At 63.6% G+C, this 14,925-nt stretch carries 12 protein-coding genes; 10 read left to right on the forward strand and 2 right to left on the reverse strand.

Annotation, left to right across the window (positions count from 1 at the left end):
• Positions 1 to 38: 38 nt before the first annotated feature.
• The 3 genes from HNQ39_RS21785 to HNQ39_RS21795 are packed head-to-tail and all read left to right on the forward strand — an operon-like array spanning position 39 to position 2,316.
• On the forward strand, positions 39 to 836 hold the full coding sequence (locus HNQ39_RS21785; protein ID WP_184201881.1) for a fumarylacetoacetate hydrolase family protein: 798 nt from the start codon (positions 39 to 41) through the stop codon (positions 834 to 836).
• Positions 836 to 1,561, forward strand: a complete 726-nt coding sequence (locus tag HNQ39_RS21790) for an SDR family NAD(P)-dependent oxidoreductase (protein WP_184201884.1) — start codon at positions 836 to 838, stop codon at positions 1,559 to 1,561. Before HNQ39_RS21785 ends, HNQ39_RS21790 begins: the two co-directional genes overlap by 1 nt.
• A gap of 5 nt (positions 1,562 to 1,566) precedes the next feature.
• Positions 1,567 to 2,316: a hypothetical protein gene (locus HNQ39_RS21795; RefSeq protein ID WP_184201887.1), complete on the forward strand. Its 750-nt coding sequence runs from the start codon at positions 1,567 to 1,569 to the stop codon at positions 2,314 to 2,316.
• Positions 2,317 to 2,328: 12 nt separating this feature from the next.
• Here HNQ39_RS21795 and HNQ39_RS21800 read toward each other — a convergent pair whose 3' ends face one another.
• On the reverse strand, positions 2,329 to 3,231 hold the full coding sequence (locus HNQ39_RS21800) for a glycoside hydrolase family 5 protein (protein WP_184201890.1): 903 nt from the start codon (positions 3,229 to 3,231) through the stop codon (positions 2,329 to 2,331).
• A 60-nt stretch (positions 3,232 to 3,291) separates the two neighbouring features.
• On the opposite strand from HNQ39_RS21800, the gene HNQ39_RS21805 reads away from it, so the two are divergent.
• The 6 genes from HNQ39_RS21805 (at position 3,292) to HNQ39_RS21830 (ending at position 11,429) form a co-directional block, all read left to right on the forward strand.
• Positions 3,292 to 4,716, forward strand: a complete 1,425-nt coding sequence (locus HNQ39_RS21805) for a D-apionate lactonase family protein (protein ID WP_184201893.1) — start codon at positions 3,292 to 3,294, stop codon at positions 4,714 to 4,716.
• Positions 4,717 to 4,902: 186 nt separating this feature from the next.
• A complete protein-coding gene (locus HNQ39_RS21810; protein ID WP_184201896.1) occupies positions 4,903 to 5,454 on the forward strand; it encodes an RNA polymerase sigma factor in 552 nt (183 codons plus the stop codon).
• On the forward strand, positions 5,451 to 6,008 hold the full coding sequence (locus HNQ39_RS21815) for a hypothetical protein (RefSeq protein WP_184201899.1): 558 nt from the start codon (positions 5,451 to 5,453) through the stop codon (positions 6,006 to 6,008). The genes HNQ39_RS21810 and HNQ39_RS21815 overlap by 4 nt, the downstream gene beginning before the upstream one ends.
• Positions 6,009 to 6,119: 111 nt before the next feature.
• Complete coding sequence (locus tag HNQ39_RS21820; protein ID WP_184201902.1) at positions 6,120 to 8,333, forward strand: bifunctional diguanylate cyclase/phosphodiesterase; 2,214 nt, start codon at positions 6,120 to 6,122, stop codon at positions 8,331 to 8,333.
• A 25-nt stretch (positions 8,334 to 8,358) separates the two neighbouring features.
• Positions 8,359 to 9,495 carry a glycosyltransferase gene (locus HNQ39_RS21825; RefSeq protein WP_184201905.1) on the forward strand — a complete coding sequence of 379 codons (1,137 nt, stop codon included), beginning with the start codon at positions 8,359 to 8,361 and terminating at the stop codon, positions 9,493 to 9,495.
• A 167-nt stretch (positions 9,496 to 9,662) separates the two neighbouring features.
• On the forward strand, positions 9,663 to 11,429 hold the full coding sequence (locus HNQ39_RS21830; RefSeq protein WP_184201908.1) for an ABC transporter ATP-binding protein: 1,767 nt from the start codon (positions 9,663 to 9,665) through the stop codon (positions 11,427 to 11,429).
• 137 nt (positions 11,430 to 11,566) lie between these two features.
• On the opposite strand, the gene HNQ39_RS21835 is transcribed toward HNQ39_RS21830, so the two are convergent.
• Complete coding sequence (locus HNQ39_RS21835) at positions 11,567 to 12,466, reverse strand: pectinesterase family protein (protein WP_184201911.1); 900 nt, start codon at positions 12,464 to 12,466, stop codon at positions 11,567 to 11,569.
• A 64-nt stretch (positions 12,467 to 12,530) separates the two neighbouring features.
• On the opposite strand from HNQ39_RS21835, the gene HNQ39_RS21840 reads away from it, so the two are divergent.
• Positions 12,531 to 14,912 carry an endonuclease MutS2 gene (locus HNQ39_RS21840; RefSeq protein ID WP_184201914.1) on the forward strand — a complete coding sequence of 794 codons (2,382 nt, stop codon included), beginning with the start codon at positions 12,531 to 12,533 and terminating at the stop codon, positions 14,910 to 14,912.
• Positions 14,913 to 14,925: the final 13 nt, after the last annotated feature.

Here is a 14,925-nt window from a genome sequence, read left to right on the forward strand (position 1 = left end):
TTAGGGGGGAAACCGCTCTGGGGTATAATTCCCGCAGCATGAAGATCATCCGATTTGTTGACCACGCGGGCAATATCCGCTACGGCACCCCCACCGACGATACCTACACCACGGCGACTGCACTCGATGGCGAGCTTCTCACGGGACTCACCCCGACCAAAGAGCTGCTCTCGGTCGCCAAGCTCCTCGCCCCGATTACGCCGCCCAATATTTTGTGCATCGGCCTCAACTATAAGCGCCACGCCGAGGAGAGCGGGATGGCCCTCCCCGACCGTCCCCTGCTCTTTATCAAGCCCACCAGCACCCTAAGCAACCCCGGCGACCCGATTGTCCACCCCAAGACCACCGAGGAGCTGGACTACGAGTGTGAGCTGGCCGTGGTGATCGGCAAGACCGCCAAGAACGTGGACGAAGACGACGCCCTCGACTACGTGCTGGGCTACACCTGCGCCAACGATGTCTCCGCCCGCGACTGGCAGCTCCGCTACGACAAGCAGTGGGCACGCGGCAAGAGCTTCGACACCTTCTGCCCGCTCGGCCCGGTGCTGGTCACCGCCGACGAGATCGACGATCCCAACGAGCTGCAGATCCAGACCCGCGTCAATGGCGAGACGCTGCAAAACTCCAACACCGCGGACATGATCTTCGATGTCTGTGAGATTATCTCGTCGCTTTCGAAGAACTTCACGCTCCTTCCTGGCACCGTGATCCTCACCGGCACGCCCGAGGGCGTCGGCATGGGCCGCACCCCCAAGCGCTGGCTGGTCCCCGGCGATGTCTGTGAGATCGAGATCGAGGGAATCGGTATTCTCACCAATACCGTGGAGGCCGCCTAATGTTTCGGTTAGATGGAAAACGCGCCATTGTCACCGGCGGCGCCAGCGGGATTGGCGCGGCGATTGTCGAGACGCTCAAGGCCCAGGGGGCACATGTCCTTGTCCTAGACCTGAGCGACCACGCCGACCTGCCCTGTGATGTCTCCGACCCGGACTCTGTGGCACGGGCCTTCGCCAAGGCCGACGAGAGCGGGCCGCTGGACTTGCTGGTCTGCTCGGCGGGAATCGGGTTTGTCGGGGATATCCTCAAGACCACCCCCGCCGACTTCGACCGCCTGATGGGCGTGAATGGGCGTGGGCTCTTTCTCTGCTGCCAGCAGGCGGTCGCGCGGATGAAGGCGAGCGGCAAGGGCGGGAGTATCGTCAATATCTGCTCCATCGCCGCCGAGACCGCCCTCGCCGAGCGCTTTGCCTACTCCGCCACCAAGGGCGCGGTGCTGGCCATGACCCGCTGCATCGCCAAGGACTTTGTCGCCGATAACATCCGCTGCAACGCGGTCTGCCCGGCGCGGGTTCACACCCCGTTTGTCGATGCGTATCTGGCGAAGAACTACCCCGGGAAAGAGGCAGACCAGCTCGCCGTGCTCTCGTCGGCGCAGCCCATGGGCCGTATGGGCCAGCCCGCCGAGATCGCCGCACTGGTCGCCTACCTCTGCTCCGACGAAGCCAGCTTTGTCACCGGCGCCGCCTACGACATCGACGGCGGTGTGATGGCGATGCACTAATTCCGATGGGACGAGCACTGCTACCGCTACTTCTTGCCTTTTTGCTTGGCTGTGCAGTGCTCGTCCTGGAAGACCGGCTCCAAAGCAAACCTAAAAAGCAGTACTACCCTTTCCTCATAGGCCTTCTTGCGTTGTCCGTTGTCGCCCTATTCTGGGGGTTTACAAAACTTCTCTGGTTTCCCTTTGTCGGCTCAAATGTCTATTTCTCCTCAATTGCGTTCCTGGTTGCAGGGTTTGGCGCGGTCTGTGCCGGGACACGTCGCCCACACCTCACGAAACGCACGCTAGGTGTTTGGGGGTATGTGGTCGCCCTCTCCGCCGTTGCCAATGGGCTTTTCTTTACGGTCGCAGGGCTCTGGCCACAGAGAAATCCAGCCGACCTCACGATGCAGCTCTTTGGCTTGGCGACCGCTCTCCTCCCATTCATCGCGGGACTCACGACAATGCTTCTGCCGAGAGAGCGGAGCCTCGTGGACAATTTGGCGTTCCGGGTCCGCACACGAACTGCCTTCAGCCGCTACGCCCTGGCCTTCTCGATTAACCTGGGACTCTTGTTTCTCTGTGGCTATCTGCAAAACCGGGACAGGGGTAGCGCTCTCATCATCGCCAGCTATTTCCGGCAGCTCATGAGCTGGATCACGATAGGCTTAGGGCTTTGGGCAGTTCACCCCCTCTGGGACACCGAACCGAAAGAAGCGCAAGTCGAAGAGCTCCCAAAACAGAAACAAGCACACTCGCCACTTGGGCTCAAATGACGCCGGCGTCGCCTAGCGGTTCTTGCGCCGTAGCTCGTCGCGGATAAACAAGCCCGAGGGGGAGATTTCGGAGTCCTTCCACTTCCCTGTCGGGCTGGCGCCGGGCTTGAGCACCGCAGACGACTCGTTCTTATCGGCGACCGACCAGTTGCACCAGCTGATCCCGTTGGCATCGCAGAACTCCCACCACTTCTGGGTCTCGTCGCGGTCCACCGGGCCATTGCCGCTCGCCTCGGTCGTCCCAAACTCCGTGACAAAGAGAGCGACCCCGTTCTTGAGCGCCTTGGTCGCATTGTCCCGGAGCCACTGCTTGTGCGTCCCCGAGTAGAAGTGCAGGGTGTAGGCGATATTGCTACCCTTGAGCGGGCTCAGCGATGCCTCCTCCACTTGTTGCGACCAGGTGCGCGTGCCGCAGATAATCAGGTTTTTCTTGTCGTACTGCCGGATCGCCGCGATCACGGCCTCGTGGTAGGGCTTGAGCTGGGTCGCCCACGCTGCGTTCTGGAGCGGCTCGTTGTAGGTCTCGTAGATGACGTTGGGGACCTTGCTGTAGCGCTTTGCGACCTCGCCAAAGAACGCGACAGCTTGCTCGGTGTGCAGGTGGGCGTTGTGGTCGTGCCAGTCGATAATCACGTAGATTCCCGCCTTGATCGCCGCATCGACCACGGTAAAGAGCTTCTTCTTCTCGACCTCGGGGTTCTTGAGGTAGCCATCGGGCTCCACCGCCAGCGCGGCACGAACCACCGTGCACTTCCAGTCATCGCGCAGCCAGTTGACGGTCTCCGCAGTGTAGTACTTCCCGATCCACTGGCTCCAGAACAGCGACATCCCACGCAGCTGCACCGGCTTGCCTTGTGCATCGACAATCCGGTTGCCCTTCACCTGCAAAAAACCATGTTGCTCTACAATCGACATCAATCTCTCCTCACGTCACTCCACAAAGGACTTTCAAGTCTCACTCCCTAATTGTAGCGCATGGAATCTTATGTGACTGCAGGGCCAATTCGCGGCAAGTTTGTCGATGGTGAGCTGCGCTATCTCAAGATCGGCGAGACGGAGATCATCCGCCGCGTGTTCTTCGCGGTGCGTACCAAGACCTGGGACACACTGACACCCCGGATCAAGGCGAGCTCCATCAAGACGCGCTTCGGCTCGTTTGAGCTGACCTTCGAGGCGGACTGCGAGCGCGGCGCGGCGGGCTACGACTCCGACGGCGCGTACTCCTGGGCAGCCAAGGTGGTGGGAACCGACGATGGAACCATCACGTTTACGGTCACGGGCATCCCCCAGCGCGACTTTGAGACCAACCGTATCGGGCTGTGCGTTCTCTTTGGCACCCCGACGGTCTGCGGCAAGCGCTACCAGCTCAAGACCCCCAAGGGGCCGCGCACCGGGACGTTCCCGACGTTTGTCAACGCCCCGCTGATGTTCGAGCCCGACTTCTCCGAGCTCCGCTACGACAATGTCACGGTCAGCCTCAGCGGCGACGGCCTCTTCTCCATGGAGGACCAGCGCAACTTCGCCGACTCCAGCTTCAAGGCCTACGCCGTGATGCCCTACCCCTACCCCAAACTCAAGACGGGTGAGGAGCACACCCAGACCATCACGATCCGCGCCACCGGCGAGACCCGCCGCACTCTCCAGCCTGCCTCGACGACGCTCAAGGTTGGGGAGCTCGTGCCGGGCCGCGTCCTTCCCGAGATTCGCCAGGGCAGCACCGGCGAGCGCAACTGGTTCCATGGCATCAACCACGACCGTGAGAAGGCCAAGGCGGCCGAGAGCATCTCCTTTGCCTACTTCCCGGTCGAGCACCTCTTCGACGACGACACGTGCTGGGAGAACGTGCCGGTCATCACGGAGCTGGCGGAGTCGGCGCGGCAGTTTGCCCCCGGTAAGCCCATCGATCTCCACCACATCGCCCTCACCCTCACGCACCCGCGCCCCGCGCCCGAGCCGCGCAATGCCAGCCCCCTGGGCGCCGCCTGGGCCGCCGCCTGCCTCAAGTACGCCGCCCTCGCCGGGGTCCGTAGCACGACCTTCGACATGGGCCCCGGCTACGCCAACCGGGTTCTCAAGGCCCTCACGCCCCTTGCCGGCCAGCCCATCCGCCAGGTCCGCGCCAGCGGCACGGGGCTTGTCTCCGTCCTCGGGTCGCCCCTTGTCCCCACGGTGGATGCCTTTGGCGTCGGCGAGAGCATTATCGTCCTCAACAAAACCAGCGCACGCCAGCGAGCGAACCTAGAGGGCCTCGCGGCGGGAGCCTGGACCGCGCGCGAGCTCCACGGCCAGACCGCCGCCGGCACCCTCCCCGAGCCTACCGCAGTACGAGTGAGTGGCGGCAAGACCAACCTCAACCTCGCCCCCCACGAGGTTCGCATTCTCACACGCACCGGGCAGTAAATTACCCGGCCGAAGGCAAGGAGCGCCCCGTGGGCGCATAAATCAAAATCCTCTGCGCGTCCTCGGGACGCTCCCAAAAATACGAGGCGGGTAATTTATTGCCCGCCAAAAAATAATTGCGCGTCTGGTGTGACGATTCGTGCGGAGCGTTGCTCTTTACTTACGACGATGCACGATTCGCTGGAAATGCAAGAGGACGCGGCCCTGGTGGTCTATGCCACGCTGGGCTCGATCCGGGCCTTTGATGAGCTGATCCGGCGCTACCGGGGACCGATCACCCTGGCGGCGGAGCAGGTTGTTAAGAGCCGCGCAATCGCCGAAGAGGTCGCGCAGGAGACCTTTCTGGCAGCCTTTAAAGCGTTGCCGACCCTCGAAGCGCCGGGCGCAGTCGGGGGGTGGCTCCGCGCCATCGCCCGGAATCTTGCGCTCAAGACCCTCCAGCGCGAGCGACGGTGCACCGCCACCGACGATCTTGAGGCGCTGGTGCGAACCGCGAGCCACGAGCTTGCGATCCCCCCCGACTGGATCGCCCGAATCGAGCAAGAGGTGATCTTCCAGGCGCTCCAAAAGCTCCCACAAGACCAGCAAGAAGTTCTCTACCTCGCCGCCTACGAAGACTGGAGTGTCGCTCGTATCGCGGAGTATCTCTCGGTCCCCGAGGCCACGGTCCGGGGCCGGCTCTACCGTGCACGCCAGGCCGTGCGCCAACACTATTCCCTTCAGGAGGAACTACCATGAGTGAAGAAACAACAACCACGACCCTCGACCCGGCGGCGGAGAAGCGCGAGAGAGACATCCGACGGGTGCGCCGGATGGTGGGGGAGCTCTACTCCCTCGCCGAGCACGCAAGCCTCTCGGGGGCCTTTCGGAAAGAGGGCGCTCTCGAGGCCGTGCGAATCTACAACGATGTGCTCGCCGTGCTCCAGAACCAAGGGGTGGAGCTGCATGGCATGTTCTCCCCCCTCCCCGCCGATGCGAGCTTCGACCGGATCGGGGTCGCCAGTCGACTGCTACGGGGCTACCTCGACGACGAGAGCGAGGAGTACAGTGGTGGTAAGAGCAAGAACAAAGGGGTCAAGATTGTTGTCGGCAAGCACGGCGAGCACTCAAGCCATATCAACCTAGAGGAGCTCGGCCAGCTCAAGGATATCGGCTCGGTCATCCGGGAGCACCTCCCCGAGTGGCTCCGTGGCACTCCCACGCCGCCGACTCCACCGACACCGCCCACACCGCCGACGGCTCCCACCCCCCCGACGCCACCGACGCCGCCCACACCGCCGACTGAGGAGTAAGCACGTTTTCCCCTGTGGGATCGCAAGGTACCACAGGGGAAATTCCCGTAGTTTTATCAGCCTGCACGCCCTCTCACTTTTTGACGATTATTAAGAAAAGTGAGAGACTTGATGCAAAACCGCTCCCCCCTTCTCGAAACGACCCGCGACGACGATGAGCGCCAGGATCGGCTACAGGCACGGCTCTTGATGACACTGCGGGCCTTTGCCTTCAAGGCGAACGCGGCAGGCCTTACGTTTCCCTGTGAAGCGACCGCACAAGCCCTCCTCCCTCTCTCTTCAACCAACAGCTATGCGGAGAGACTCGAAGAGTCGATCCACCGCCAAGACCGGGCCTATAGGAGCGCGACCTGGACACAGGCGATCGAGAAGCAGCAGCCGCTCGTCAGCAATACCTTTCGGGTCTGTGACCAGTGGGGTAAGTGGCACTGGCTCCATGAAGAGGCCCATGTGCTCTACCAGCCCGACGGCTGGGATGCGGTCGGGACCTTCGTCGATGTGACCAGGCAAGAGCGCAACGCAGCGCTCCATGTGGGACAGACACGCATCCTTAAGATGATCGCGGAGCATAGGCCACTCGCGACGATCCTGGACTCGCTCAATCTCCTGATCGAGGAGCTGGTCCCCGAGTCGCTCACCTGCATCCTGGGCTATGCCCCCCTCACCAACTCGGTCTATGATCTGAGCGCTCCCAACCTTCCCCAGGGCTACCGCACAGCGATCAACGGGCTGATCGTCAGCCCCGATGCGGGCTCGTGTGGGGCCGCTCTCAGCCGGAAAAAGCCGGTCGTTGTCAAGGATATCGCCACCGATCCCCTCTGGAAAGACTTTGTCACCCTTGCGGTTGATGGCTATGGGCTACGCTCGTGCTGGTCTCATCCCATCCTCACCAATGAGGGCAACCCCGTCGGCACCTTCGCCATCTACCACCGGCACCCCCACACCCCCACAGGCTGGGAGCGGGAGCTCCTGGCAACCGCCGCCTACCTCGCCGGGGTTGCGATAGAGCGCTCGGAGTCGGAGAATACGATCCGCTACCAGGCCAGCCACGACTCCCTCACGGGCCTGCCCAACCGCCACCGGTTCACCACCGATGTCACTGCACAGCTCGATGCAGCGCGCCAGCAGCAGACCACCCTCACGCTTCTCTTCCTCGACCTCGACCGCTTCAAGCAGGTCAACGACTCCCTCGGGCACTCTTTTGGCGACCACTTGCTCCAGACCATTGCCAGCCGGATGCAAGACGTTGTCGGGGAGCGGGTCTACCGGATGGGGGGCGACGAGTTCACGATCCTCCTGGAGAACTCGGATGCGCGCCAGACCGATGAGCTTGTCAAACGGCTCCGCCGGGAGCTCTCGCGCCTCGTGCAGCTCGACAACTACGAGTACCTTCCCAGTGTCACGATCGGTATCAGCGACTACCCAGGCCATGCCGAGAATGCCCATAGCCTCCTCAAGTACGCCGATATCGCCCTGCACCGCGCCAAGGAAGACCACTACGGCGGCACGCGTCGCTTCGACCCGATCCTGGCCCAGAACCTCGCCCAGAAAGTCCAGCTAGAATCGGACCTGCGCCAAGCGGTCGAGCAGCAGGCCTTCACCCTGCACTACCAGGTCAAGGTCGATGCCCGAACCCACCAGCCGATTGGTGTCGAGGCCCTGATCCGCTGGCAGCACCCCGAGCGGGGCATGGTCTCGCCCGGTGAGTTTATCCCCCTTGCGGAGGAGACCGGGCTGATCCTCCCTCTGGGCGACTGGGTCATGCAGACCGCCTGCCAGCAGGCACGCGCCTGGGAGATAGCGGGGCTCCCCCTGCGCGTCTCGATCAATGTCTCCGCACGCCAGCTCCTCCAGCCCGACCTACAAAAACGTGTCCAGAGTGCGCTCCAGCAGTCCGGGGTGCGCCCGGACTTGATTGGCTTTGAGCTCACCGAGACCGCGATTCTCAAGCACGGCAAGTCCGCCGAGCGCACCCTCAATGCCCTCAAAGACCTGGGAATCTGGCTAGAGCTCGATGACTTTGGCACCGGGTTTTCGTCGCTGGTCTCCCTCCGCAACTACCGCATCGATGTCCTAAAGATCGACCGGCTCTTTGTCCATAACCTTAAGCGCACGTCCAACGACGCCGCCATTGTCCGTGGGGTGATCGAGATGGGCCATGCACTGAACATGACCGTGGTCGCGGAGGGGGTGGAGACCCGTGCGCAGGCGGAGCTTCTGACGGAGCTGGGCTGCGACGGCCTCCAAGGGTTCTACTTTGCCCGCCCCGTCCCCGTGGAGCAGCTCTGCCTAGACCACGCTCCTCGGCTACGCCGCGCCGCCTGAGACGCGACCGGGTACAATACCGGTCATGCGTGTAGGATTGTTTACCGAGAGCTACGAGCCCGTGATCAATGGCGTCTCGACCTCGGTGAAGACCCTTGCCCTGGAACTCCTCGCCGAGGGCCACGAACCGACGGTCCTGGCTCCCCGCTATCCCGGCTATGCCGACAGCAGCGAGGTTCCCGTGCGCCGGTTGCCGTCGTGGGTCTCCCCCTGGAACCCGCAGAACCCCTTTGCGCACTCGCCGCTCCTGGGACAGCCGATGGCACTCCGCAACCTCCCCCTGGATGTGGTGCACTCCCAGCAGCCCTTTGGCATGGGCCAGCACGCCCGCGCCATGGCCCGTCAGCTCGGCGTGCCGCTCGTCTCCACCTTCCACACGCTCTACCACGAGTACACCCACTATGTCCCGCTGCCAAGCGCCGTGAGCCGCTGGTGGCTCTCCCGACACCTGCGCCTCTACTACGGCCACGAGTGCGCCCAGGTGATCGTGCCGTCGCAGGCCACCGGCGACGTGCTGATCCGCCTGGGAGTCCCCGAGAGCAAGCTCACGGTAGTCCCCACGGGAATCCCCGCCCTGCGCCCCGTCCTGCCCACCGAGATCGCGGGCGTCCGGGAGCGCTACCGCCTCACCGAGGGAGCACCGGTCCTGCTCTATGTCGGGCGGCTGGCGCGGGAGAAGAATATCGAGTGCCTCTTCGACGGCCTACGGCACTGGCCCGCGGACGCCGTCCTCTTGCTCGTGGGAGGCGGCCCCGCACTCAACGATCTCAAGGCCGAGGCGGAGACCCGTGGAATCGCGGATCGGGTGCGCTTTGCGGGCTTTGTCCCACGCCCCGATCTGCCGCCTATCTTCGCCGCCGCGACTCTCTTTGTCTTCCCCAGCGTGACGGATACCCAAGGGGTCGTGCTCTCGGAGGCGCAGAGCAACGGCCTGCCGTGTGTGGTCGCCAACGGCGGCGGTGCCCCGGAGTTTGTCCGCGACGGCATCGACGCCTTGATCGTCCCACCCTCCGAGCTGGGCCAGGCCGCCGCCGCCCTCCTTAAAGATACCGAGCGCCTAAAAGCCTTCGCCTGCGCCGCCCGCCAGAGCCCGCTCCACCCCACCCCCACCGAGATGGCCCGCCGCATTGTCGCGGTCTACGAAGCCGCCCGCAGCTGCTAGCCTCTTCCGGGGATTGGCCGGGGTGTAGCCGGGGAATGAATGCCCCGGCAGGAGGGAAGGAGCGCCCCGTGGGCGCACAGAGCTTTCCTGCGTCCTCGGGACGCTCCCTAAGGCTGCCGGGGATTTCAATCCCCGGCCAATCCCCGGCTTATGATAAAGTAAGAGCCATGGGGCAGTTCGGGCGTTTTATCCGGGAGCTAGGCAAGTACCGCGGGGCACAGCTCTGGATCGCGTTTTTGACCTTGATCTCGGCCCTCCTCTCTCTCCAGACACCGGGGCTGATCAAGCAGATCTTCAACTTCCTCGACCCGCGTAAGTCCGAGCCCTTCCACCTCCCCGGCCCGTTTTCATCGCTTACCGGAGCCTTTGTCCTGCTGATTCTCGTCTCGCTCGCCTCGGGCCTGATGAGCTATGTCATGGGCGTCACCATCCAGGCGATGGGCCAGCGCTTCCTGCTCGACACCCGTGTCAAGCTCTACACCCACCTGCAGGGGCTCTCGCAGGGCTTTTTTGAGAAGTCCCAGACCGGGAAGATCGTCGCCACCGTGGTCAACGATGTCGGCCAGGTCAATGGGCTGATCACCGGGGCGTTTGTGACCATTATTCAGGACTCCGTGACCCTGATCGGAGTGCTCATTCTGATCTTTATGCAGAACGCGCACCTGGCGCTGCTGGCGCTCTCGGTCTACCCGATCTACATCCTCAACTACCTGCTCTCACGCAAGGGGCTCTCGGACAACGCCAGCAAGATCAGCGAGCTGCGCGGCGTGATCCTCTCGGACCTGCAGGAGAAGCTGGCGGGGATTCAGGTGGTCAAGTCCTACGCCCAGGAGCGCTCGGAGGTCCGAAGCTACACGCACCTCAACCGCGACAACCTCAACCTCAATATCCGTCAGAACGGCCTGGGCACCTGGCTCTGGGTGCGCGCAGAGCTCATCACGGCGGTCGGGACGGCGGTGGTTCTCTGTGTGGGCGGACAGGCGGTGATTAAGGGCGACCTCCGCCAGGGCGACCTCGTGGCGTTTCTGGTCTTGGTCACGGCCTATCTCTATGCCCCCACGATCCGTCTGATCCAGCTCAACGACCAGCTCGCACGCTCCCAGACCAGCCTGCGCCGCATCTTCGATCTGCTGGACACCGCGCCCGTGGTGGTCAACAATCTCAAGGCCCCCGCGCTCCCCAAGATCGCCGGGCGCGTGGTCTACGAGCACGTGAAGTTCGCCTACGAGCCGGAGCAGTATGTCCTCAAGGGGATCGACTTAACCGTGGAGCCGGGGCAGATGATCGCCTTTGTGGGGGGCAGCGGCTCGGGGAAGACCACGATGATTAGCCTGCTCTCACGCCACTACGATGTGGTGGAGGGGCGGATCACCATCGACGGTCACGACCTGCGGGAGATCGAGCTCTACTCGCTCCGTCAGCAGATCGGGGTGGTGCTCCAGGAGAGCATTCTGTTCCACGCAACCATCCGGGAGAACCTCAAGTACGGCAAGCTGGACGCCACAGACGAAGAGCTGGCCGCGGCGGTGGAGGCCGCGAACCTGACATCGGTGATCGAGGCGCTTCCACAGGGCTACGACACCAAGATCGGGGAGGAAGGGGTCAAGCTCTCGGTGGGCGAGAAGCAGCGCCTCGCGATCGCCCGAGCCCTCCTCGCCGACCCACGGATTCTGGTGCTCGACGAGGCCACCAGCTCACTGGACTCCGAGACCGAGACCCTGATCCAAGAGGCGCTCGACCGGCTGATGACAAACCGCACCAGCTTTGTGATCGCCCACCGCCTCAGCACGATTGTCAAGGCCGATAAGATTGTCGTGATGGAGCTGGGTGAGATCAAGGAGATGGGCACCCACAGCGAGCTCCTGGAGCAAGGCGGCATCTACGCCCGCCTCTACGCCGAGCAGTTTAGAGCGGAGCTTGAGGCTGGTGCCTAGCCGGGGATTGGCCGGGGATTGGCCGGGGAATGAATGCCCCGGCTCCGAGTTGGGAGCGTCCTGCGGACGCGCAGAAATGAGCGCTCTCCGCGCCCACGGGGCGCTCCTTCCCCCCTGCCGGGGCATTCATTCCCCGGCTACACCCCGGCTAGAGCCCGGCGAAACGCCTCGGCCTCTTTGACCGTGAGCTGCTTGCTCCACGGCGCACGCTCCTTGGTCTCCGCCCCCGGCCCCTTGTTGTTGCACTCCGCAAAAAACGCCGTCTTCTCGCGCTCCGGCTTGTCCCAGTTATGCCACCCGACCGGGCGAATCTGTGCCCCAAGCGTGCACTCCCAGAAGAGAACACGGGCAAAGTCGCGCCACGGACGGCCTAGATAGACACTGCCCGGACGAACCTCCGGCGCGGCGGAGATATCGCAGCGCCAGAAGAGATAGCCGCCGGGGTCGCGCTCCGTATCGCGGGCCTGCGCCGTGACATAGCCCTCGCCCTTGCAGACAAGCTTGCATTTCTCGAAAACCGCGGCAGCGTGGCCGAAGATAAAGTCCACATCGCCCTCGATGTAGCAGTTTGTAAAGCGCTGGTGGCCGTCGCCGTTGGCGTAGAGGGTGTCCTGCCAGCCCAGAAAGCGACAGTTTTCAAAGACCATCTGGTCGCCCTGGGTCTTGACCGCCACCGCCTGCCCGACATCGCGACCTCGCCCGGCACTATTGGCGAACGTCAGGTTCTCGGCGCGGAAGTTATCGGCTGAGAGAGTCGCGCTCGCCGAGCCGCTCGTGCCGTAGGGCTTTCCCGTCGGGTCGAGGGTCCGTGCACTCCGGTCAAAGGTCAGCACCGTCCGCTCCGCCGACTCACCGCGCAGGGTGACATTGCCCTTGCTCTTGTGCAGGGTCAGGAGCTCTTTGTACGTCCCTGGGCGAATTCGAATCAAGATCGGCTCTTTGTTGTTTTCCGGCACCGCATCCAGCGCCGCTTGGACGGTCTTAAAGTCCGCCTTGCCTCCGGTTCCCTCGGAAGCGACAGTCCATGTCTTTGGCATGGGTCTATTATAGCCGGGTACACTGTTTAGCGAGCGAGCCCGCGGGGGCGATACGAGTTTTGTTATGGATGACCATTCCCTACGAGTTTTAGAGTTTGACGCCGTGCGCGGGTTGCTGGCAGAGCGGGCGGCGTGTGCGCTGGGGGCGGAGCGGGCGCGGGAGCTGACGCCTAGCCCCCTATTTGCCTTTATCCAGGAGTGGCAGCAAGAGACCACCGAAGTCCGAAAGGTTACGGATGCGCACGGGCCGTTTCCGCTGGGGGGAATCCAGGATATCCGGCGCTCGCTCGCCCACGCCGATGTAGGACAAAACCTGACTCCCCATGAGTTCCTGACGCTCTCGTCGACTTTAGTGGGAGCAAGCCGCTTGAAGCAGTTCCTGGTCCGCCACGCCGAGAAAGCCCCTCTTCTGAGTGACCGAGCCCTCGGCATCCAAGAGTACCCGCGCCTGCTGGCCGAGATCGAGCTCTGTATCGGGCGGAGCGGCGATGTGCTGGACTCCGCGTCCCCGGCGCTGGCGGCGGCCCGCGCCAAGATTCGGGTCACCCAGCGCCGGGTAGATGAGAAGCTCAACGCCGTGCTGAACTCGTCGGTGACCCGCGGGATGCTCATGGACCCGACTGTCGTGCTGCGCGATGGCCGCCGCTGCCTGCCCGTGAAGGCCGAGTTCAAGCGCCAGCTCCCCGGCATTGTCCACGACCAGTCCGGCACCGGCGCGACCGTCTTTATCGAGCCGCTGATCGTGGTTGAGCTGAACAATGAGCTGCGTCAGCTTGAGGCCGCCGAGCAGGCCGAGATCGAGAAGGTCCTCAAGAAGCTCACCGAGAGTGTCAAGAAGGTCAATGAGTCGCTGTTTAGTACGATCGAGATTGTCGGGGGGCTGGACCTCGCTAGCGCCAAGGGCAAGCTCGCCGATGACTTCCACTGTGTCGCGCCCAAGCTCAACCAGAAGGGCTATGTCGCCCTGGAGGAGGCCCGCCACCCGCTGCTGGACCAGGAAAATGTCGTCCCCATCACCGTGCACCTCGGCGACGATGCCACAAAGGCGCTTCTGATCACTGGCCCCAACACCGGCGGAAAGACCGTCACCCTCAAGACGGTCGGGCTGTTCACGCTCATGGCGCAGTCCGGGCTTCATGTCCCCGCCCGCAGTGCCGAGCTGGCCCACTTTACCCAGGTCTTTGCCGATATCGGCGATGAGCAGTCGATCACGCATAGCCTCTCCACGTTTTCCGCGCATATTCGCAATATCGTCCGCATCTTGAAGACCCTCGGCACCCAAGCCCTTGTCTTGCTAGATGAGATCGGCTCCGGCACCGACCCCGCGGAGGGCGCGGCGCTCGCCAAGGCGATCCTGGGGGACCTGCTCGCCCACAACGCCCGTGTGATCGCGACGACCCACTATGGGGAGCTCAAGGAGTTCGCCTACAGCCGCGATGGGATCGACAATGCCGCGGTGGAGTTCAACCCGGAGACCCTGCGCCCGACCTATCGCATTCTCCAGGGTGTCCCGGGCTCGTCGAACGCGTTCCATATCGCCCGCCGCCTCGGCATGCCGCCGCGCGTGGTGGATGCCGCGGTCGAGAACCAAAACCGCGCCGGCGCGGAGGCCGCGACCGTGATGCAGCGCCTCGAAAAAGCCAAGCGCAGCGCCGAGAACGAGCGCGAGAACGCCCGCAAGCTCCGCCGTGAGCTCGACGTGATGAAGCTCAAGTACGAGGAGCGCCTGCGCGATCTGGAGAGCCTGCGCAAAGAGGCAAAAGAGCGCGCCACGGAAGAGGCCCGCGCGGTGATTCGCCAGAAGACCGAGAAGATGGACAACCTGATCGGGGAGCTGCGGCGGATGGGCAAGGAGGGCCGCAAGACCCAGTCCACGCGCAAGAAGATGAAGGACACCACCGACGAGCTGATCGGGGAGATTGGCTGGGAAAAAGAGCCGCTCCCGCTCGACGAGGCCCCGATCCCTACCGTCCTCAAAAAAGGCGAGCGCGTCCGGGTAACGTCGCTAGGCAACGCTGTCGGCAATGTGCTAGCTGATTCTGTGGGCAAAGAGGTCCAGGTCCAGGTCGGTGCGATGCGTGTCACGGTTCCCCTCTCCGCCCTGCGCACCCTCAACGGAGTGGAGATCGCCGCCCTCCCCGCTCCCAAGGTGGAGAGCGCCACCAACGCCGGGGCGCTCGCCATGACCAAGACGATGACCGTCTCCCACGAGCTCACCGTGATCGGCCTGCGCGCCGATGCCGCCCTTCCACGCGTGGACAAGTGGCTCGACGATGCCTACACCGCCGGGCTGCTCAATGTCCGCATTGTCCATGGCAAGGGCACAGGCGCACTCCGCAAAGCCATCTGGGAGACTCTCAAGACCGACAACCGCGTGCTAAGCTTCGCCATGGCCCACCCCGACTTCGGCGGCGCGGGTGCAACGGAACTGGTTCTGCGGCAGTAGTCGGGGCCTGAAA

The organism is Armatimonas rosea (assembly GCF_014202505.1).
Lineage (GTDB): Bacteria > Armatimonadota > Armatimonadia > Armatimonadales > Armatimonadaceae > Armatimonas > Armatimonas rosea.